The sequence below is a fragment of the Roseovarius salinarum genome (genome assembly GCF_002834145.1).
Classification (GTDB): domain Bacteria; phylum Pseudomonadota; class Alphaproteobacteria; order Rhodobacterales; family Rhodobacteraceae; genus Roseovarius; species Roseovarius salinarum.
In genome coordinates this window covers 98,454-118,217 of record NZ_PHNT01000002.1, presented here as the reverse complement: position 1 = coordinate 118,217, position 19,764 = coordinate 98,454, and the positions used below count along the sequence as shown (strand labels likewise).

21 protein-coding genes and 1 tRNA gene are annotated in these 19,764 nt (G+C 69.5%); 10 read left to right on the top strand and 12 right to left on the bottom strand.

Annotated features, from left to right (window positions below; genetic code table 11):
- Positions 1-12: 12 nt before the first annotated feature.
- A complete protein-coding gene (locus CEF10_RS03550; protein WP_101066285.1) occupies positions 13-768 on the top strand; it encodes an SDR family NAD(P)-dependent oxidoreductase in 756 nt (251 codons plus the stop codon).
- A 23-nt stretch (positions 769-791) separates the two neighbouring features.
- Here CEF10_RS03550 and CEF10_RS03545 read toward each other — a convergent pair whose 3' ends face one another.
- From CEF10_RS03545 to CEF10_RS03530, 4 genes are all read right to left on the bottom strand, one after another.
- On the bottom strand, positions 792-1,550 hold the full coding sequence (locus tag CEF10_RS03545) for an ion channel (protein ID WP_232796390.1): 759 nt from the start codon (positions 1,548-1,550) through the stop codon (positions 792-794).
- A 75-nt stretch (positions 1,551-1,625) separates the two neighbouring features.
- Positions 1,626-3,452, bottom strand: a complete 1,827-nt coding sequence (locus tag CEF10_RS03540) for an ABC-F family ATP-binding cassette domain-containing protein (protein WP_101066283.1) — start codon at positions 3,450-3,452, stop codon at positions 1,626-1,628.
- A 36-nt stretch (positions 3,453-3,488) separates the two neighbouring features.
- Positions 3,489-4,232 (bottom strand): GNAT family N-acetyltransferase, encoded by a 744-nt coding sequence (locus CEF10_RS03535; protein ID WP_101066281.1) that lies wholly within the window; start codon positions 4,230-4,232, stop codon positions 3,489-3,491.
- A gap of 86 nt (positions 4,233-4,318) precedes the next feature.
- Positions 4,319-4,777: an outer membrane protein assembly factor BamE gene (locus tag CEF10_RS03530; RefSeq protein ID WP_101066279.1), complete on the bottom strand. Its 459-nt coding sequence runs from the start codon at positions 4,775-4,777 to the stop codon at positions 4,319-4,321.
- Between the two features lie 90 nt (positions 4,778-4,867).
- On the opposite strand from CEF10_RS03530, the gene CEF10_RS03525 reads away from it, so the two are divergent.
- The 8 genes from CEF10_RS03525 to CEF10_RS03490 all read left to right on the top strand — a co-directional run bounded on the left by CEF10_RS03525 (position 4,868) and on the right by CEF10_RS03490 (position 10,817).
- Complete coding sequence (locus CEF10_RS03525; protein WP_101066277.1) at positions 4,868-5,422, top strand: YceD family protein; 555 nt, start codon at positions 4,868-4,870, stop codon at positions 5,420-5,422.
- A gap of 146 nt (positions 5,423-5,568) precedes the next feature.
- Positions 5,569-5,775, top strand: a complete 207-nt coding sequence (gene rpmF / locus CEF10_RS03520) for a 50S ribosomal protein L32 (protein WP_101066275.1) — start codon at positions 5,569-5,571, stop codon at positions 5,773-5,775.
- Between the two features lie 22 nt (positions 5,776-5,797).
- On the top strand, positions 5,798-6,904 hold the full coding sequence (plsX, locus tag CEF10_RS03515) for a phosphate acyltransferase PlsX (protein ID WP_101066273.1): 1,107 nt from the start codon (positions 5,798-5,800) through the stop codon (positions 6,902-6,904).
- Entirely contained in the window at positions 6,901-7,875 is a 975-nt protein-coding gene (locus CEF10_RS03510; protein WP_101066271.1) for a beta-ketoacyl-ACP synthase III, read from the top strand. The genes plsX and CEF10_RS03510 overlap by 4 nt, the downstream gene beginning before the upstream one ends.
- Before the next feature lie 123 nt (positions 7,876-7,998).
- Positions 7,999-8,301 carry an integration host factor subunit alpha gene (gene ihfA, locus CEF10_RS03505; RefSeq protein WP_101066269.1) on the top strand — a complete coding sequence of 101 codons (303 nt, stop codon included), beginning with the start codon at positions 7,999-8,001 and terminating at the stop codon, positions 8,299-8,301.
- Between the two features lie 24 nt (positions 8,302-8,325).
- A complete protein-coding gene (locus CEF10_RS03500; protein ID WP_101066267.1) occupies positions 8,326-9,501 on the top strand; it encodes a MerR family transcriptional regulator in 1,176 nt (391 codons plus the stop codon).
- Positions 9,502-9,587: 86 nt separating this feature from the next.
- A tRNA-Pro gene (locus tag CEF10_RS03495) sits at positions 9,588-9,664 on the top strand.
- 73 nt (positions 9,665-9,737) lie between these two features.
- Positions 9,738-10,817, top strand: coding sequence for a 2'-deoxycytidine 5'-triphosphate deaminase (locus CEF10_RS03490; protein ID WP_101066678.1), 1,080 nt, complete (start codon positions 9,738-9,740; stop codon positions 10,815-10,817).
- A gap of 18 nt (positions 10,818-10,835) precedes the next feature.
- On the opposite strand, the gene CEF10_RS03485 is transcribed toward CEF10_RS03490, so the two are convergent.
- The 6 genes from CEF10_RS03485 to argS all read right to left on the bottom strand — a co-directional run bounded on the left by CEF10_RS03485 (position 10,836) and on the right by argS (position 16,390).
- Complete coding sequence (locus CEF10_RS03485) at positions 10,836-11,057, bottom strand: hypothetical protein (protein ID WP_101066265.1); 222 nt, start codon at positions 11,055-11,057, stop codon at positions 10,836-10,838.
- Positions 11,058-11,127: 70 nt separating this feature from the next.
- Positions 11,128-11,832, bottom strand: a complete 705-nt coding sequence (gene scpB / locus CEF10_RS03480; RefSeq protein WP_101066263.1) for an SMC-Scp complex subunit ScpB — start codon at positions 11,830-11,832, stop codon at positions 11,128-11,130.
- Positions 11,829-12,626: a segregation and condensation protein A gene (locus CEF10_RS03475; RefSeq protein WP_101066260.1), complete on the bottom strand. Its 798-nt coding sequence runs from the start codon at positions 12,624-12,626 to the stop codon at positions 11,829-11,831. Before CEF10_RS03475 ends, scpB begins: the two co-directional genes overlap by 4 nt.
- Positions 12,619-13,626: a beta-N-acetylhexosaminidase gene (gene nagZ, locus CEF10_RS03470; RefSeq protein ID WP_198586138.1), complete on the bottom strand. Its 1,008-nt coding sequence runs from the start codon at positions 13,624-13,626 to the stop codon at positions 12,619-12,621. Before nagZ ends, CEF10_RS03475 begins: the two co-directional genes overlap by 8 nt.
- Positions 13,623-14,477 (bottom strand): SPOR domain-containing protein, encoded by an 855-nt coding sequence (locus CEF10_RS03465; protein ID WP_232796389.1) that lies wholly within the window; start codon positions 14,475-14,477, stop codon positions 13,623-13,625. Before CEF10_RS03465 ends, nagZ begins: the two co-directional genes overlap by 4 nt.
- A 167-nt stretch (positions 14,478-14,644) precedes the next feature.
- On the bottom strand, positions 14,645-16,390 hold the full coding sequence (gene argS, locus CEF10_RS03460; RefSeq protein ID WP_101066254.1) for an arginine--tRNA ligase: 1,746 nt from the start codon (positions 16,388-16,390) through the stop codon (positions 14,645-14,647).
- A 258-nt stretch (positions 16,391-16,648) separates the two neighbouring features.
- On the opposite strand from argS, the gene CEF10_RS03455 reads away from it, so the two are divergent.
- Positions 16,649-17,260, top strand: a complete 612-nt coding sequence (locus CEF10_RS03455) for an outer membrane protein (RefSeq protein ID WP_157932953.1) — start codon at positions 16,649-16,651, stop codon at positions 17,258-17,260.
- 20 nt (positions 17,261-17,280) lie between these two features.
- On the opposite strand, the gene CEF10_RS03450 is transcribed toward CEF10_RS03455, so the two are convergent.
- Complete coding sequence (locus tag CEF10_RS03450) at positions 17,281-17,904, bottom strand: hypothetical protein (protein WP_101066249.1); 624 nt, start codon at positions 17,902-17,904, stop codon at positions 17,281-17,283.
- 35 nt (positions 17,905-17,939) lie between these two features.
- Entirely contained in the window at positions 17,940-19,763 is a 1,824-nt protein-coding gene (locus tag CEF10_RS03445) for a cation:proton antiporter (RefSeq protein WP_101066247.1), read from the bottom strand.
- Position 19,764 lies beyond the last annotated feature (1 nt).

Genomic DNA, 19,764 nt, shown 5'->3' with positions numbered 1-19,764 from the left:
GGGAGGCGCCCCATGCGCATCGACGACACCGCCGCCATCGTGACCGGGGCCGCCTCGGGGCTGGGCGAGGCGACCGCCCGCCATTTCCGCGACATGGGCGCGCAGGTCACCCTGCTGGACCGCGACGCCGACCGCGGCAGCCGGGTGGCCGGCGAGATCGGCGCGACCTTCGTGGAAACCGACGTGACCGACGAGGGTTCGGTCACCGCCGCGGTGGACAAGGCCGGGTCGGCCATGGGCCGGATCACCGCCGCGGTGAACTGCGCGGGCATCGCCACGGGCGAGAAGACGCTGGGCCGCGACGGCCCGCATGCCCTCGACAGTTTCCGCAAGACCATCGACATCAACCTTGTCGGCACGTTCAACGTGGCCCGCATCGCCGCGGCGGCGATGGCCGGCAACGCCCCCGGCGCGGACGGCGACCGTGGCGTGATCGTCAACACCGCCTCCATCGCGGCGTTCGAGGGGCAGAAGGGGCAAGCCGCCTACGCCGCCTCCAAGGGGGGGATCGCCGGGCTGAGCCTGCCGATGGCGCGCGACCTGTCACGCGAGGGCATCCGCGTGATGGCGATCGCGCCGGGGATCTTCCTCACGCCGATGATGCAGGGATTGCCACAGGACGTGCAGGAAAGCCTCGCGCAGGACGTGACCTTTCCCAAGCGGCTGGGTGACCCGGCCGAGTTCGCCCATCTGGCGCGGTTCATCGTCGAATGCGGCTACCTGAACGGCACGGTGATCCGCCTCGACGGGGCGCTGCGGATGCAGTGAGGCGCAGGCGGCACCGCGGTGTCTCAGGCGCCCTCCGTCTCGATCTTGAGCGGCTCGCCGCAGTGCTTGCAGTGGATGGCATCGGGATCGTGGCGGTTCAGCCCGCATTCCGGGCACTTGTAGCGCACCTTGGCCGGCGAGAAGAGCGCGCGCGCCAGCTGCAGGAAAAGCCCCACGCCGATCACCATGATCCCCACCGCCAGCAGCCGGCCCAGTTCCGTGGTCATCGTGATGTCCCCGAAACCGGTCGTCGTCAGCGTGGTGACGGTGAAGTAAAGCGCGTCGACATAGCTCTCCAGCGCGGGTTCGCGCACGCGCAGCAGGTAGACCAGCGCCGTCATCGCGAAGATGAAGACCAGCAGGTTCACCGCGGCCATGATCGCGTCCTCGTGGCGGCGGAACGTCAGGGAATCCCGCCGCAGGTCACGCAGCAGGTGATAGGAATGGATCAGCCGCAGCGAGCGCAGCAGGCGCAGCGCGGCCAGCCCCTGGCCCATGAACGGCGCCGCGACAAGCGAGGCCAGAACGAGGATATCCACGGTCATGTGCACCTGCCGCAGCAAGCGCCAGGGCCGGTCCGAGATCCACAGGCGCATCGACAGGTCGATCAGGATCAGCACGCCGATCACCGCATCGGCCAGCAGGATCCAGGGCGCCAGCGGCATGGCGGCGGTCGCCACGAAAAAGGCGATGGTCGCGGCGTCAAAGGCCAGCAGCCCGTAGCGGAACCGCGTGGCCCGCCGGCTGCGCCCCTCGTAAAGCAGTCTGATCGTGCGTTTCACCCGCCGCCTCCCGCCGGTCCGCTGGACCCGGTCAACCTAGATCGGGCGCGCGGCCGGCGCAAACCCGGCGCGGTGTCATTCGGCCGCCTCGGCCTTTTCGGCCAGCGTCAGCCATTCCTCCTCTGCCGCGCTCAGTCTTTCCTGCCGCGTTGTCAGTGCCCTGGTCGCCTTCTCGAACTTGTCGGGATCGCGTGTGTAAAGCCCCGGATCGGCCAGCACCTGTTCGAGCTTGGCAATCTCGGCCTCGAGCGTTTCGATCTCGCCGGGCAATTCCTTCAGCCGGTGCTGTTCGGTGAAACTCAGCCCGGGCGCGCGCCCCTTCGACTTCTGCTTCGGCTTTTCTGCCCTTGCCTTTGTTTTTCCCGATTTTTCCCCGGTTTCGATCGCGGCGTCACCGCCCCGCTGCGCCTGGTAGTCGGACCAGCCGCCGGCATAGACCGTGGCACGCCCGTCGCCTTCCATGGCGATCGTTGCCGTCGCCACGCGGTCGAGGAAATCACGGTCGTGGCTGACCAGCAGCACCGTGCCGTCGTAGTCGTCCAGCAGTTCCTGCAGAAGGTCCAGCGTTTCGATGTCCAGGTCGTTGGTGGGCTCGTCGAGCACGAGCAGGTTGCTTTCGCGCGCCATCAGCCGGGCCAGCAACAGTCGCGCCTTCTCGCCGCCCGACAGTGAGCGGACGGGCGCACGCGCCCGGGATTCGGGGAACAGGAAATCCTTCAGGTAGCCCACAACGTGCCGCGGCTGGCCGCGCACCATGACCTGGTCCGCCTGCCCCGAAACGCGCATCTCGGGATCGTCGGTCAGCGTCTGCCAGAGCGTGGCATCGGGATCGAGCTGGGCGCGCGCCTGGTCGAACACCGCCGGTTGCAGGTTCGTGCCGTGGGTCACGGTCCCGGCGTCGGGCGCGACCTCGCCCATCAGGATCTTCAGCAGGGTGGTCTTGCCCACCCCGTTGGGTCCGACCAGCGCGATCCGGTCGCCACGCAGGATCTTGATCGAGAAATCGCGCAGGATCGGCTTGCCGTCGTAGGCCTTCGCCACGCCCTCGGCCTCGATCACCTTGCGGCCCGATTTGGGCCCCGACTCCAGCGCCATCGCCGCCGTGCCCTGCCGCGCCGTCTGGGCCGCACGCTCGGCGCGCATCTGCTGCAGCTTGCGCAGGCGACCCTGGTTGCGCTTGCGCCGGGCCGTGATGCCTTCGACGGCCCATTTCGCCTCGGCCCTGATCTTGCGGTCGAGCTTGTGGCGCTGGGTGTCCTCTTCTTCCCAGACCTTGTCGCGCCATTCCTCGAAATGCGCGAACCCGCGCTCCTGCCGGCGCAGGATTCCCCTGTCCAGCCAGAGGGTTGCGCGGGTGAGTTCACGCAGGAACGCACGGTCGTGGCTGATCAGGACGAAGGCGGCGCCGGTCTGGCGCAGCGTCTCCTCCAGCCAGGTGATCGCGGCGATGTCGAGGTGGTTGGTGGGCTCGTCGAGCAGCATCAGTTCGGGTGCCTCGGCCATCAGCTTGGCCAGCGCGGCGCGGCGCCGTTCCCCGCCCGAGGCGGTGTCGGGGCTGATCGACGGGTCGAACCCCAGGCCCTCCGCGGCCATCTCCACGCGATAGGCCTCGTCCGGGTCCAGCTCACTGGCGGCATAGGCGCCGAGGCTGTCGTAGCCTGCCATCTCGGGATGCTGGCGCATGTAGCCGACCCTGACACCGGGCGGAACGGTGCGCGCGCCGGTGTCCGGCTCCACCAGCCCGGCCATGATCCGCATGAGCGTGGACTTGCCCGAGCCGTTGCGGCCGACCAGCGCCACACGGTCGCCCGGGTGGATCACCGTCGAGACCTCCGAGAACAGCGGATCGCCACCGTGGGAAAGCGAGATGTCGGAAAGTTGCAGAAGCGGGGCGCGTGCCATGCCTGCCAGCTATCCACGCAGGCGCGGCGCGTCAAGCTACTGCGCCGCCGCCCGCAGCAGGCGCTTGCGCGCGGGCGGGATGGCCGCGATTTCCAGGCCGGTGAAGACATGCAGCGTGCCAAGATCCCGGTCGACCACCGCATGATCGCTGACCCAGCCGCCCATCAGCAGGTAGGTCCGCAACAGCGGCGGCATGCGCAGCATCGCCTGCTTGGCGTCGGGCGTGCGCCGCCGAAGCTTCTGGGCATAGCGGAAAACCGAGGGCGCCTTGACCCGCGGCAGCCAGCGGCGCGGCGCGAGGTGGCGTTCCTTGAGCATGGCGAAGGCGTCCAGATAGGCGTCTGCATCGGTGCCGTGGAACGACGAGCAGCCGAAAAGCATCTCGACGCCATGCGCATCGACGTAGCGGGTCATCGCCCCCCAGGCCACGCGCAGGATGTCGGGATCATTCACATCGGGATGGATGCAGAACCGGCCCATCTCGACCATTGGCCCCTCGAAGGTGCTGAGTGCGGAAAGCTCGTAGTGCTGGGCCGAGTAGCTGCGCCCGATCTCGGCCCCGCGTTCAAGCGGCAGCATCCTGAAGCAGCAGACCAGTCGGCCGGTCGCCGCCTCCTCGACAAGGATGTGGGTGCAGATCTCGTCGAAGGTGTCGGCATCGCGGCCCGTGCGCGTGGCGTCGCCCACGAAGGTGATGAACCGCAACCGCTGCGCGGCGGCAACGTCGTCGTCCGTCTGCGCGATACGGGTGCGGTAGCGTCCCTTCTTGAGCGTCATCATGCCGCGTCCCCCGACCGACCGTTACACCACGCCGTCATGCGGCCCCGCCTAGCACGACGGACGTGACAGCGCCGTGACGCGCCGCGTCAATCGAGCGCCTGGCCAAGATCGAAGTTGCCGATGTTGCCCAGCAACTGCCGCAGGAAGCCCTTGCCGACGACCGAGGAATCCGTCACCCGCCGCGACAGGCGGACAGGGCGGCCATCTTCCAACCCGAAGCGTTCGATGTTGGCGATTGTGTCGGTGTCGTCGAAGCTGATCGCGACGATCTGGCGATCGATGACCTCGGGCGCGAACATGCCGCGCTCCCTGAAACGGCTGCGAACATAGTAATAGTCGCCCCCGCTCAGCAGGCCCGAGGCCGAGGGCGCGCCGATCTGGTCATCCACCGTGGCGCGCGTGTCCACGCCCACCACCAGCTCCTCGAGGTCCGACTCGGGCGGAACATATCCGTGGTTGGAGTACTGGGCCGAGCAGCCGGAAATCAGCAGCGCCAGCCCGAGAAGCCCAAGCGCCGCGCGGATGCGGAGTAACGTGCCAGCCATGACTGCCCTCTTGATATCGGCCCGGTATGCCTTTTATCCCGCTTACACCACCCGCGCCGCCGGGTTCAAGAAAGGAAGCGTGCCCGCCCAATGCCCGAGACCGGCCCCGCCGCCCACCGCCTCCGCGTCGCGGACCTGTCGCCGCGCCGTCCCACGCCGGTGCATGTCGCGCCCGACTCCGCCGCGCGCGACGAGATCGCCCGGGCCCTTGGGCTCAAGTCGTTGCGCAAGCTGTCCTTCGACGGCCAGGTCGCCGCGCAGGGCCGGGCCGACTGGCGGCTCGAGGCGCGGCTCGCCGCGACCGTGGTGCAGGATTGCGTGGCGACGCTGGAGCCGGTGACCACCCGGATCGAGGAAACCGTGATCCGGCAGTATCTTGCCGATCCGCCGCCGCTTCCGCCGGGCGACGAGATCGAGATGCCCGAGGACGACACGATCGAGCCGCTAGGCGATTGGATCGCGCTGTGGGATGTCATGGTCGAAGCGCTCGCGCTGGCGGTGCCGCAGTTTCCCCGGGCCGACGGCGCGCCCGACGGCGATGCATCCGCCGCGCCGCCCGGGGCCGACCCGCTGCCGCGGGACGAGAACCCTTTCGCGGCGCTTGCCGGCCTGCGGGACACGCTGAAGGGTGACGAGAACGACTGAGAATCCGCTTGCCTCGGCGCGGATTCACTGTATTTTCGCGCCTTCATCTGGATTTGGGGTTGAACCGGCGGCGCGTTGACGATTATCAGCCGCGGACCCCCCGTGGAAACGGGCCGCTACGGCCCAATGAAAATCGAGGTTGCGACATGGCTGTCCAGCAGAACAAAGTATCGAAATCGCGCCGCAACAACCGTCGCGCCCACGACGCGCTGACAGCGGCCAACCCGGACGAATGTCCCAATTGCGGCGAACTCAAGCGTCCGCATCACGTCTGCGCGGCTTGCGGCCACTACGCCGACCGCGAGGTGGTGGCCATGGCCGAAGAGGTCGACCTGGACGACGACGCGGCCTGAGCCTGCATGGACTGACGCCCGCATGACCGCGCCGCAGCATCAGGCCAACGCGGGTGCCGGGCGCACCATCATCTCGGTCGACGCCATGGGCGGCGACCGCGGCCCGGCGGCCGTGGTGGCGGGAATCGCGAAATCCGCCAAGAAGAATCCGAAGATCGGGTTCATCCTGCACGGCCCGCGCGAGACGCTGGAGCCGCTTCTCGCCAAGCGACGTCATCTCGAGGATCGGTGCGAGATCCGCGATGCCACCGACATCGTCACCATGGACGACAAGCCCGGCAACGTGCTGCGGCACGGGCGCAACACATCCATGTGGTCGGCCATCGATTCGGTGCGCAACGGCGAGGCGACCGTCTGCGTCTCCTGCGGCAACACCGGCGCGCTGATGATGCTGTCGGTCATGCGCCTGCGCAAGCTGGAAGGCGTGACACGCCCGGCGATCGCGGTGCTCTGGCCCTCGCGCAACCCGCAGAAATTCAACGTCATGCTCGACGGCGGCGCCGACATCCGCGCCGACGCCCGCGACCTGCTGCAGTACGCGCTCATGGGCACGTCCTATGCGCGCAACGGCTTCGGGCTGCAACGACCGCGCATCGGGTTGCTGAACGTCGGCACCGAGGAGCACAAGGGCCGCCCCGAACTCAAGGAGGCACACGGCCTGATCGCGGCAAACGCCGACGAGGCGGGTTTCGAATTCGCCGGCTTCGTCGAGGGCCGCGACATCCCCGGCGACGTCTGCGACGTGATCGTGACCGACGGGTTCACCGGCAACGTCGCGCTCAAGACCGGCGAAGGGATCGCCAACCTGATCTCGGACCTTCTCAGGGAAGCGTTCAAGTTCACGCCGCTGTCGCGCCTGGCCTCGGTGCTGGCCTACACCTCGATGCGGCGGTTGAAGAAACGCATCGACCCGCGCCGGCAGAACGGGGGCGTGTTCCTCGGCCTCAACGGCACCGTGGTCAAGTCGCACGGCGCGGCGGACGCAACCGGCGTGTCCTCGGCCGTGAAACTGGCCTTCGAGCTGGCACAAAGCGGTTTCTCCGAAAAACTGGCGGCCCGGGTTGCATCTGCCTCGTTGTCCGCCCAAGATGCCACGACCGCAGAAAAAAACCACGGTGACCGCGAATGACGCGACGCGCCCTTGTCGAAGGTGTGGGGCACTACCTGCCCGAGCGCATCGTCCCCAACAGCGAATTCGAAAAGACGCTGGACACCAGCGACGAATGGATCCGCAGCCGCTCGGGGATCGAACGCCGTCACTTCGCCGCAGACGACGAGACGACGTCGGACCTCGCCATGCACGCCGCCCGCGCGGCGCTCGACAGCGCGGGGCTCGCCCCCGACGACGTTGATGGCATCATCGTCGCAACCTCCACCCCTGACCTGACGTTCCCGTCCGTGGCCACAATGCTGCAGCAGAAACTGGGCATGACGCGCGGATTCGCCTTCGATCTGCAGGCCGTATGCGCCGGCTTCGTCTATGCGCTGAGCACTGCCAACGCCATGATCCTGTCCGACCAGGCGGAGCGGCTTCTGGTCATCGGCGCGGAAACCTTCAGCCGGATCATGGACTGGACCGACCGCTCGACCTGCGTGCTGTTCGGCGACGGCGCGGGCGCGGTGGTCCTCGGCCCGGGCGAGGGCGACGGCTCCGCGGCGGACCGCGGGATCCTGTCGTCGGACCTCAACTCGGACGGTCGCTACCTCGACATGCTGTACGTCGACGGCGGGGTGTCGACCACGGGAACGGCGGGCAAGCTGCGCATGCAGGGCAACCCCCTGTTCCGGCAGGCCGTCGAGAAACTGACCACGACCGCCGATGCGGCTCTGGGCAAGATCGGACTGACGGGACAAGACATCGACTGGATCGTGCCGCACCAGGCCAACATCCGGATCATCCAGGGCACGGCCAAGAAGATGGAGGTGCCGCTCGACCGCGTGATCCTGACCGTCCAGGACCACGGCAACACCTCCGCCGCGTCCATTCCGCTGGCGCTGTCGGTGGGCGTGGCCGAGGGCCGCATAAAGCCGGGTGACCTGGTCCTGACCGAGGCCATCGGCGGCGGTCTCGCCTGGGGGTCGGTCGTCCTGCGCTGGTGATCGCACCAAAAAAACGGGGCAAGTCATCCGTTTAACGCATCGGTTTCAAGCGTTCTTTATTGACTCGAAAATTCTCGTCCCCCTATGCTGTTTCAATAACGAGAACAGGACGGGGGGAACGCGATGACCAACAAGACGCTGACGCGCATGGATCTCAGCGAGGCGGTGTTCCGCGAGGTCGGCCTTTCGCGCAATGACTCCGCGCAGCTCGTGGAAAGCGTTCTCCAGCACATGTCCGACGCATTGGTCCGCGGTGAACAGGTTAAGATATCCTCGTTCGGGACCTTCTCGGTGCGCGACAAGTCGGCGCGCGTCGGCCGCAACCCCAAGACGGGCGACGAAGTCCCGATCGAGCCGCGGCGCGTTCTCACGTTCCGCCCCTCGCACCTGATGAAGGAGCGGGTCGCCGCCGGCAACAAGCGCTAACGGGGCGAAAGGGGCCCGCCTGCCATGCCGAAATCCGCGGATGCCTTCCGCACGATCAGCGAGGTGGCCGACTGGCTGGGCACGCCGGCGCACGTCCTGCGCTTCTGGGAAAGCAAGTTCGCCCAGGTCAAGCCGGTCAAGCGTGCCGGTGGCCGCCGGTATTACCGGCCCGCGGACATGCAGCTTCTGGGCGGCATCAAGAAGCTGCTGCACGAGGACGGCATGACCATCAAGGGCGTCCAGAAGATCCTGCGCGAACAGGGCGTCAAGCACGTCGCCAGCCTGTCGCCGCCGCTTGACGACATCGTGGACGAAAGCCGGACGATCGAAGGGGTCGCCCGGCCCGAAGCGGACAGCCGCCCGGCGCAGGTGCTCGATTTTCCGCCCCAGGGCAAGAACGGCGAAGCTGTTGCCGAAAACGGGGCGCCCGAGACCGCCACGCAAGACACGCCTGAAGCCGAAGACGCACCGGCAGCCGAAGCGACACATCAGGCCCCGGGCGCCCCCGAGCCTTCCACCGGGTCGGCCGAAACCGCGGCCGAGGCCGGGACTGGCGCCACGGCGACCGGAAACGAGGATGCGACGGGCGACGCCGCACCGTTTCAGGACAGCGATGCCGCGCCCGATACCTCGCGACCAGCCGGGGCGTCCGAAGCGGAATCGACGGGTCCCGCCGGCGGGACCGACGACGCCGATAAACCGCAGACCGAAGGAACGCCGCCGGCACAGCACGCCGCGGACGATACCGACACCGGCGACACCGCGCCCGCAGACACCGGCGAGGATGCCGCCGGGCCGACCAGCCAACCGGACGCTGCCGGCGCCACGTCGGCCTTCGGCGGCGGGCCGGCACCGGCCTTCCTGCGCGGCGGTGCAGCCCCCCCCGCGCCCGGGCAGGACGCCGCGTCGCGCGGCGAGCAGCAAGCCAGCGAAGGAGACGGCGGCGCCGACGAAGCGGCCTCGACCGAAGACACCGGCCCGCCCGAACACCTCGGCTGGAGTTCCCCGCCGCGCCCCGCGGTGGTGGATGTGCCCCCCGACCCGGACGACACCCCGGCTCCGACAGCCGAACCCGGCCTGCTGACCCGGCTGGCACGCTCCGGCCGCGACCTGCCCGAGGACACCGCACGCGAGATCGCCCCGTCGCTGGACAGGCTGCGCGAACTGCATGCAAGAATGGCCCCGGACAGGGGCAAATGACCTCGGCCGGGATGGTGAAAGGGCGGGCGATTTTGCCAGAATCCCCCTTGTCCCTGCCGCGAAAACAGGTATGAAACGCAGACCATCGGGCTATAGCGCAGCTTGGTAGCGCGTCCGTCTGGGGGACGGGAGGTCGCAGGTTCGAATCCTGCTAGCCCGACCATCGCCACCCGCCCCGGCCCTCGCACGCGGACCAAGGGCGCCGCCGGGGCAGCACGGCCATGCGGGGCGCGGTCATGACCGGTGTTCTTTCCAGCCAGCAGATTCGCGGAATGATCGAGGCGGACCAGATCCGCGTCGCGGCGCCGACCGATCCCGACCAGATCCAGCCCGCCAGCCTCGACCTTCGGCTGGGCAGCGTGGCCTATCGCGTGCGCGCCTCCTTCCTCGCCGGCAAGGGGCGCAGCGTTGCCGACCGGCTGGACGAGTTCGAGATGCACCGCGTCGACCTGTCGGAGGGCGCCGTTCTGGAAAAGGGCTGCGTTTACGTCGTGCCACTGTTGGAGGGGCTCGCGCTGCCCGAGGGTGTGCAGGCTGTGGCGAACGCCAAGTCCTCGACCGGCCGGCTCGATCTGCTGACCCGCGCAATCACCGACGGCGGCGAGGAATTCGACCGCATCGCACCGGGCTACGACGGCCCGCTCTACGCCGAGATCTGCCCGCGCTCGTTTTCCGTGCTGGTGCGGCCGGGGATGCGGCTCAACCAGATCCGGTTCCGCGCGGGTCAGGCCGTGCTGGACGATGCCGCGCTGCGCGCGCTGCATGCCGAGACCCCGCTGGTGGACGGGCCGGCGCTGATCGATTCCGGCCTGGGTTTCTCGGTGGACCTGCGCCCGGCGGCGGGGCAAACGCTGGTGGGCTACCGTGCCAAGCCGCACGCCGGTGTCATCGACCTAGGCAAGATCGGTCACTACGCTCCGGGCGATTTCTGGGAGGAGGTGCACGGCGACAACGGGCACATCATCCTCGACCCCGGCGCCTTTTACATCCTCGTCAGCCGCGAGGCGGTGCATATCCCCCCCGATTACGCTGCCGAGATGGCCCCCTACCTGGCGATGGTGGGGGAGTTCCGGGTGCACTACGCGGGGTTCTTCGACCCGGGCTTCGGCCATGACGGCGCCGGCGGGGCCGGATCGCGCGGGGTGCTCGAGGTGCGCTGCCACGAAGCGCCCTTCGTGCTCGAACACGGGCAGATCGTGGGCCGGCTGGTCTATGAACGCATGGACGCGCGGCCCGAGCGGCTGTACGGCGCCGCGCTGGCCTCGAACTACCAGGGCCAGGGGCTCAAGCTGTCCAAGCATTTCCGCACGGCCTGACGCGGCCGCGCCGGCGGATCAGAACCTGCCCATACGCCGGGTCATGCGCATGGATTGCTTGGCGCGCTTGGTGGTCTGGCCGGTGTCGGGGCCGTGGCCGCCGTCGTCGTCGCCGTCCTGGTTGCCCTTGGCCCGCTTGCCACGCTTGCCGACGGCATCGATGCCGGCGTTGATGCCCTTGCCGATGACGCGGCGCATCACCAGACGGACGACCATGTTGATCAGATGATTGGCGTTCATCGCGCCCTCCTTTGCCTGCTCGTGTGCGATATAACCCGCGACTGTGCAGATTTCAGGGCACCGGCCGCGGTCAGTCGTCGAAAAGTTCATCCTGCCCGCCACCCCCGGGCTCTTCGCCTTCCTCGTCGCCCTGCGCATCGCCAAGGCCGGGCATGTTCCCCGGCGGTGGCCGGCTGTCGAGCAACCCGGCCGAGCGCAGTTCGGCCAGCCCCGGCAAATCGCGTGCGCTTTCCAGCCCGAAGTGGTCGAGGAAGGTCTGCGTGACCATGAAGGTCACCGGCCGGCCCGGCGTCATCTTGCGCCGCCCGAAGCGGATCCACTCGAGCTCCAGCAGCTGGTCGACCGTGCCGCGGCTGACCGAAACGCCGCGGATCTCCTCGATCTCGGCGCGTGTGACCGGCTGGTGGTAGGCGATGATCGCCAGTGTCTCGGTCGCCGCGCGCGACAGCTTGCGCGTCTCCACCACCTCGCGGTGCATCAGGAACCCGAGGTCGGGCGCGGTGCGCATCGCAAAGGCGTCGCCGACCTTCACCAGGTGCACGCCGCGCCCCTCGTAGCGGCGGCGCAGGTGTGCCAGCGCCTCGCCCACGTCGCAGCCGTGGGGCAGGCGTGCGCCGATGTCCGCGGCGGTCAGCGGCTCGGCGCTGGCGAACAGGATCGCCTCGCACATGCGCTCCTGTTCGGCCATCGGCGGCGCCTCGAACAGGGTCTGTTCCCGTTCGGGCGCTGTCTTGTCCGCCTCGTTGCCCGTGTCGCCCGCGCGCTCGTCGCTCATTGGCGATCCTCCCGGCGGCGCAGTTCGATGGGCGCGAACGTCTCGCTCTGACGCAGTTCGATCCGGCCTTCCTTGACCAGTTCCAGCGCGGCCGAAAACGTCGCCGCGGTGGCCGAGCGGCGCTTGTGCGGCTCACCCAGCCAGTCCGCGGGAAGGTAACGGGCGATGTCCGTCCAGGTGCCGGCGAAGCCGATCATGTCGCGCATCCGCTCCAGCGCCTCCTCGGGGCTGTAGATCGCGTCGCGATCCATGGCGTAGGGGCGGAACTCGTCGCGCGTGCGGATGCGGGCGTAGGCCTGCATCAGGTCCAGCAGGGTGGCGGTGTGATGCACGCGGCGCACGTGGGTCTGCGTCTCGGGGATGCCGCGCGCAAAGAAATCGCGGCCCAGCCTGTCGCGGGCCATCAGCTTCGCCGCGGCCTCGCGCATCGCCTGCAGCCGCTCCAGCTGATAGGCCAGATGCGCGGCCATCTCCTCGCCGGTTGGGCCGTCCTCGGCCGGGTCGGGCGGCAGCAGCAGCCGCGACTTCAGATAGGCCAGCCAGGCCGCCATGACGAGATAGTCGGCGGCCAGCTCGATTCTCAGCGCACGCGCCTCCTCGACGAAGGCGAGGTACTGGTGCGCCAGTTGCAGGACGCTCACCCGGCGCAGGTCCACCTTCTGCGACCGCGCCATCGACAACAACAGGTCGAGCGGCCCCTCGTAGCCGTCCACGTCCACGACCAGCGTCTCTGCGGCCATCCGGTCGGCCACGTTTTCCACGTTGCTACCGTCCTCGAACCTTTCGTCAGCCATGCCACGCATCCCCCGTCAGGGCTTCAAGCTTTGCCTCCAACGCGGCGATGTCAACCGGCTTCGGGGCACGGCGCATGGCAAGCGCCGCCTCGGCACGCGACAGCGCGGCGCCCGCCAGTGGCCCCGCGGCCTCGGCCACGGCCTCGCGCTCTGCCAGCGTCGCGTTGCAATACAGCGCCACGTCGCAGCCCGCGTCCAGCGCGGCGCGCACGCGCTGCTCCGGGCAGCCCTTGAGCGCCTGCATCGACAGGTCGTCGGACATGACCAGCCCCGAAAAGCCGATGTCGCGGCGGATCGCCTCCATCACCACGGGCGAGGTCGTGGCCGGCCGGGGATCAAGCGCCGTGTAGACCACATGCGCCGTCATCGCCATCGGCAGGTCGCGAAGCGCCCGGAACGGGGCGAAATCCGTCTCGCGCAGGGCCGGCATGTCCGCGCCCACCACCGGCAGCGCGTGATGGCTGTCGGCCCGCGCGCGTCCATGCCCGGGAATGTGCTTGACGACCGGAAGAACCCCGCCGTCCATCATCCCCTCCGCGGCCGCGCGGGCCACGCGCGCCACCGTCCCGGCATCGGCGCCGAAACACCGGTCGGCCAGGAAGGTGTGGGTCTGCAGCCCGGCGATGTCGGCGGTCGGTGCGCAGTTCACGTCGATTCCCAGCTCCGACAGTTCGGCCGCGATCAACCGGTACCGCATCCAAATGGCCGCCGAGGCGCGGTCACCGGCAGTCGCGGCATGCGCGCGCGGGCTGGGCCATTCGCGCCAATGCGGCGGGCCCAGACGCTGCACGCGGCCGCCTTCCTGGTCGACGAGGATGGGCGCGTGCCGGCCAACTGCCCCGCGCATCTCGTCGCAAAGCGCGCGCAGTTGGGCGGGCGCCTCGACGTTGCGCGCGAACAGGATGAACCCCCAGGGCTGCGCCCTTGAGAAGAACCGCGCTTCCCGCGATGTCAGCCGCGGCCCGTCCGCGTCGAGGATACAGGCCGCCGGCGCGCTCACCGCGTGACCACGGGGATGCACTCGGCCCCTTCCGAGACCAGCGCCGAACAGAAGCGGCGGGCGTCCGCCAGATCCTCGAACCCCATGGCGCGCAGCCGGTAGAAGATGCGACCCCCGCTTTCGGCACGCTGGATCACCCGGTCCTTGTCAGACAGGACCGAGGCGAATTCGTCGCTGATGCGGCGCCATTCGTCGCGCGCGACCTCGGCGCTCTCGAAGGCGCCCAGCTGGGCAAGCCGGGTGCCGGCGGGAATGTTTTCGGGGTCCACGTCGCGGGGGCCCGAGGCCGCCGCCGTGTGCGTGACGGATTTCAGCGCGGCGGGCCGCAGCTTCGGCCGCAGCGAGCGGCCAAGCCCTGCGGCGGCATCGCTGTCTGCTTCGGTTGCCGTATTCTGCTGGGCCGGGGCCGTTGGTTCCGCGTCCGCGCGGGTGGCCTCCGCGCCGCTCGCCTCGTCCGCCTCGGGGCTCTCGGACAGGGGCATGGCCCCCTCCGACAACTCTTCGGCCAGCGCCAGAACCGCGGCGCGCTGATCCTCGGCGTCGGCCACCGCGGGTTCCGCGGCGGGCTGCGCGTCTGCCTGCGCGGTCCCGGCGTCGAGATCCAGCGGCGCCGGCGCCAGCACGACACGCTCGGGCGCGTCGTCGGCCGGCTTGCCCGCGGCCACCTGGTTGACCGACAGGCCCTGGTTGAGGGCGGGCTTGCCGCCGGGATCATCGGGCTGGACGCGCATCGGCCCCTCGGCCGCGCGCACCACCGGCACGCCGCTCACGTCGCGGGCGACCAGCTTGTATCCCCAGACGCCGATCCCGACGACGAGCGCCAGGGACGCGAGGGCCCCGACCCCGTGCACCAGCCCGGCCAGAGATCGCGATGTGGAATGGGTGTCCGATTCAGATTGCCCGTACGCAGCCCTTGGGTGCGTTGCCTGCATTTCTGCCATGTCTCGCCTCGCTCCCTCCGGCGGTGCATGGCCGCCGGGGTTTCTTGCTGTGCCTCGCCCCGGCGTTGCGCGGTTTGTTACCGCATCTCCTGCGCCGGAGTGACCCCAAGAATACCAAGACCGGCAGAAATAACAACGGTCGCGGCGCGCGCCAGCGCGATTTTCGCCGCGCTCGTGGCCGCGTCGCCTTCCTGGAGGAAGCGCAGGCCCGGATTGTCGTGGCCCAGGTTCCACAGCGCGTGCAGCTCGCTGGCCAGATCGTAAAGGTAGAACGCGACGCGATGCGGCTCACCCATGCGCGCGGCGATCTCCACCTGGCGGGGCCACTCGGCGATCTTGCGGGCCAGCGCCAGTTCGGCCTCGTGCGTCAGGATCGACAGGTCCGCGCCGGCCAGCGTGGCGTCGTCCACCGCGATCCCCGCCGCCTGTGCCTTGCGCAGCACCGAGCACACGCGCGCGTGTGCGTACTGGACGTAGAACACCGGGTTGTCCTTCGACTGCTCGAGCACCTTGTCGAAGTCGAAGTCCAGCGGCGCGTCGTTCTTGCGGGTCAGCATGACGAAGCGCGTGACATCCGCGCCGACCTGGTCGACCACGTCGCGCAGCGTCACGAAGGTGCCGGCGCGCTTGGACATCTTGAACGGCTCGCCGTTCTTGTAGAGCTTGACGAGCTGGCACAGCTTGATCTCCAGCGGCACCTGCCCGTCGGTCAGCGCGGCCACGGCGGCCTTCATCCGCTTGACGTAACCGCCGTGGTCGGCGCCGAAGACGTCGATCAGCATGTCGAAGCCGCGGCTGACCTTGTCGTAGTGGTAGGCGATGTCGGGGGCGAAATAGGTCCAGCTTCCGTCGGACTTGGCGATCGGCCGGTCCACGTCGTCGCCGAACGCTGTGGACCGGAACAGCGTCTGTTCGCGCGGCTCCCAGTCCTCGGGCGTCTTGCCCTTGGGCGGCTCCAGCACGCCCTTGTAAAGCAGGCCCCTGGCCTCGAGCGCGTCCAACGCCTCCTCGATGCGGCCGGTCCCGTAGAGGGATTTCTCCGAGAAGAACGTATCCATCTCGACGCCGAGCGCGGCAAGATCATCGCGGATCATCCCCATCATCGCGTTGATCGCGAAGGCGCGGACCTCGGCCAGCCAGACCGCCTCGGGCTGGTCGACATAGGCATCGCCCACCTGTGCGGCCAGCGCCTCGCCGACGCCGATCAGGTAGTCGCCGGGATAGGTGCCGTCCTCGAAAGCCACGGCCTGCCCGTGCGCCTCCAGATAGCGCAGGTAGACCGAGCGGGCGAGCACGTCCACCTGTGCGCCGCCGTCGTTGATGTAGTATTCGCGCGTCACCGCGTAACCGGCGAAATCCAGCAGGCTGGCCAGCGCGTCGCCGAAGACCGCGCCGCGCGTGTGGCCCACGTGCAGCGGCCCCGTCGGGTTGGCCGAGACGTATTCGACGTTCACCCGCGTGCCCTGCCCCATCGCGGAGCGGCCGAAATCGTCGCCGGCCGCCAGCGCGGTGCGCAGCACCTCGTGCCAGGCCGATGCGGCCAGCCGCAGGTTGATGAAGCCCGGCCCGGCGACATCCGCGGACTCGATCCGGGCGTCGGCCGCCAGCATCGGGGCCAGCGTGGCAGCGATGTCGCGCGGCTTGGCACCGGCGGGCTTGGCCAGCACCATCGCCGCGTTCGTGGCCATGTCGCCATGCGCGGGGTCGCGCGGGGGTTCAACGGTGACGTTCGCGAAATCCAGCCCCGCGGGCAGCGCCCCCTCGGCCTGCATGGCGGCGAGGCTGTCGACGACCAGCCCCCTGGTCTCGGAGAAAAGGTTCATGTCACGCCTCCAGACTGACGCCGTGCGTGTACCAGAGGCACCCGGGGGGTCAAGGGCGGCGCGGCTTGTGTCCCGCATAACACGGTCTGCATATTTCCGTCGGGTCACCCCTGCCCAATCGACGCGCGAGCGCATAAACTAACTTCACCACTCACACGAGTAACGGGGGATCAGCCAATGTTTCGTGCAGGACTTCTAACCGCCCTTTTCGCCGGGACCGCGACCGCCGCGATTGCCGGCTCGCCCGAGCCCGCGCCCATGCCGGAACCCGCCCCTGTTGCCCCGCCGGTGGAGGACTGGAGCGGCGCCTTCATCGGCGTGCAGGCCGGTGGCGCGCAGGGTGATGTGGACTGGCTGTTCCCGCTGGCGGGCACGCGAGCCGACCATGACAACGACGGCGGCTTCGGCGGCCTCTACGCCGGCTACAACTGGCAGTCGAATTCGCTGGTCTACGGCTTCGACGCGGAGTTCAACGCGGCCGACATTTCCGGCAGCACGCCCTGTCCGAACCCGGCCTTTTCGTGCCAGACGGAGTTGAACTCCTTCGGCTCCATCCGCGGCCGGATCGGCGGTGCGATGGACAGGTGGCACATCTACGGCGCGGCCGGTTATGCCTTCGCCGACGCCGATGCCCAGTCCATCAACGTGGCGACCGGTGCACCGTTCTATGCCGCGGACACCTCCGAAACCCTCGATGGCTGGACCATCGCGTTCGGCGCGGAGCGCAAGCTCGGCTCGAACACGGTCCTGCGGGGCGAGATCGCGCATTACGATTTCGACACGGCCAACTACTTCCAGCCGTCGGTCGCCCCGGCCAACATCGGGTTTTCCCACACAGCGCTGAAAATCGGCTTGCACCTTAAATTCTGACGCACCACGGCGGAGCGCCTTCAACACGCGCCGGGCACGACCCGCAGAATCCCGCCGCCGATCCCGTCGGCCAGATCGCTGGCCAGAAACAGCATGGCGTGGCGCGCCGCCGCCGGTGGCGCGCCGGATAATGCACAAGGCGGCAGACACACCGCGTTGACGCGGCCGGCCGGCCAAGGGCCGGTTGCGTCCAGCCCGGTCGCGAGCCTGGCAAAGGCGGGCGCGAAGGCGCTCGCCTCGGCCGGCGCATCGGCGCCCGCCGCCGCATGCGCGATCACGACACGCCCGGAGCCGGCCACGAGCGCCGGGCCAAGCGCCCGCGTCAGCGCCGCCACCGACTGGATGGCCGTGCCCGGTCGGGCCGGCACCGCAAGCGCCTGAAGGTGGACCAGCGCATGCAGGGGCGAGTCGGCCCAGACCTCGCCAAGCAGGCGGCAGGGCGCCGGGCGCATCGGATCGAGCGCCAGCGGCTCCACCCGCCTTGGCGCAGCACGCGCCAACGCCAGCACCGCCGGCTCATCGCGATCCAGCGCCACGACGCGCGCGCCGCCATCGCTGAACGCGCGCACGACGTCACCGCCGGCCGGCCCGCCGGCACCGGCGATCAGCACGGTCCGCCCCTCGAGATTCCAGACACTCTGCACGGGCCGCAGCCTAGCCGCGCCCGGCTGCGGAATCTTTAACCGCCGTTGGCCGCCCCTGCCTCGCGGTCCGGGACAAGGGCCACGACATGCGTGCCGTCGGCGTCGCCCGGCTCATCGCCTTCGGGGATGATCCGCAAGCCGCCGCGGTCGCTGACCTCGGCCAGCGCGATCGCCTCGGGGTTGTCCGCGCGCCATTGGTCGGGGCCGTACCCCTCGCTCAGCGGCGTCGCGCACACCTGCCAGCCCGCGGCCATGCGCCGGGCCAGTTCGTAGTATCCTTCCCCGCCGGCGATGGCACGCCCGCCCAGGGTTGCCGGCAACTCGTGGCGGCGGCTGTCGTGCTTTGCACGCTTGAGCTGAAAGACGTTCTCGCGCCCGAACTCGGGGGCCAGGTCCGTGGCGACCAGCGTGTTGTAGGCGTCGTTGTCGCTCATGGCCACGACCTGGCCATAGCTCATCAGCTCCACATGGTCCTCGGCGGCCTCCGACAGGATGTCGCCGAAGAAGACCGGCAACCCCGCCTCCCGGGCACTGCGCAGGCGACTGCGGTTGGCGTCGGCCACCAGCGCGGGGACCTCGAGATCGCGCAGGGTCTCGGCCAGCGCGGCGGCCAACTGCGAACCGCCCACGAGGATCACGCCCGGCGTCTCGGCACTGGCCAGCCCCAGCGCGCGGGCCAGCGGGCGCAGCGCGAAGCCGTGAAGCAATACCGTGGCCGCGACCAGTGCGAACGCCAGCGGAGCGATCCGCTCCGCATCGGCAAACCCCAGCGCCAGCAGGCGTTCACCGAACAGCCCGGCCACCGCCACCAGCACCACGCCGCGCGGCCCCGTCAGCGCCACCAGCCAGCGTTCGCGCCACGGCACGCGCGTGGCCAGCAGCGCGCCCAGCACCGTCACGGGGCGCACCAGCAGGACGACAACCGCGACGAAAGCGCCGGCGCGCCAGTCCAGCGCGGCCAGCGTGGCAAGATCCATCGACGCGGCCAGCAGAATGAACACGCCCGAGACCAGCAGCACGGTCGCATGCTCCTTGAACCGGCGCAATTCGCCGAAACTGGGCAGGTCGGCGTTGGCCACCGCGATTCCCATCACCGTCACGGCCAGCAACCCGCTTTCGTGCAGCACCGCGTCCGAGACGGCGAAGACGGCAAGCAGCAGCGCGAAAAGCACCGGCACCTTCATGTACTCGGGCACCAGCGCGCGGCGGAACGCCTGCGCCAGGCACCAGCCCCCGAGCAGCCCCAGCAGCCCGGCCACCACGATCCCGCGGCCCATGTCGAGCGCGGCGGCGCCCAGTGTCTCTGCCGCGTCCAGAACCAGCACCACCTCGAAGGCCAGAACGGCGGCCAGCGCGCCGATCGGGTCACCGACGATGGCCTCCCATTGCAGCAGCTGCGCGGGCCGGTGCGCCAACCGCGCCTGCCGCAGCAACGGCGCGATGACCGTCGGGCCGGTCACGATCATGATCCCGCCGAACACGGCCGAGGCCGCCCAGCCAAGACCGGCGACGTAGTGCAGCGCCAGCGCCGAGCCCAGCCAGCCCAGCGGCGCACCCACGCCGACCAGCCGGCGCACGCCTTCGGCCGCGCCACGCAACGAGCGAAAGTTCAGCGTCAGCCCGCCTTCGAACAGGATGATCGCTACCGCCACCGCGATCATTGGGTCCAACAGCGCGCCGATGTCGCGGCGCGGGTCGAAAAGGCCCGTCACCGGCCCCACGATCAGCCCGGCGGCCAGCATCAGCACGATCGCCGGCATCCGCAGGCGCCATGCCAGCCATTGCGCGCCCACGCCGAGCACCCCCACCAGCGCGAAGGCCATCACGGGCGCCATCGCGCCATCCGCCACGTCCGCCATG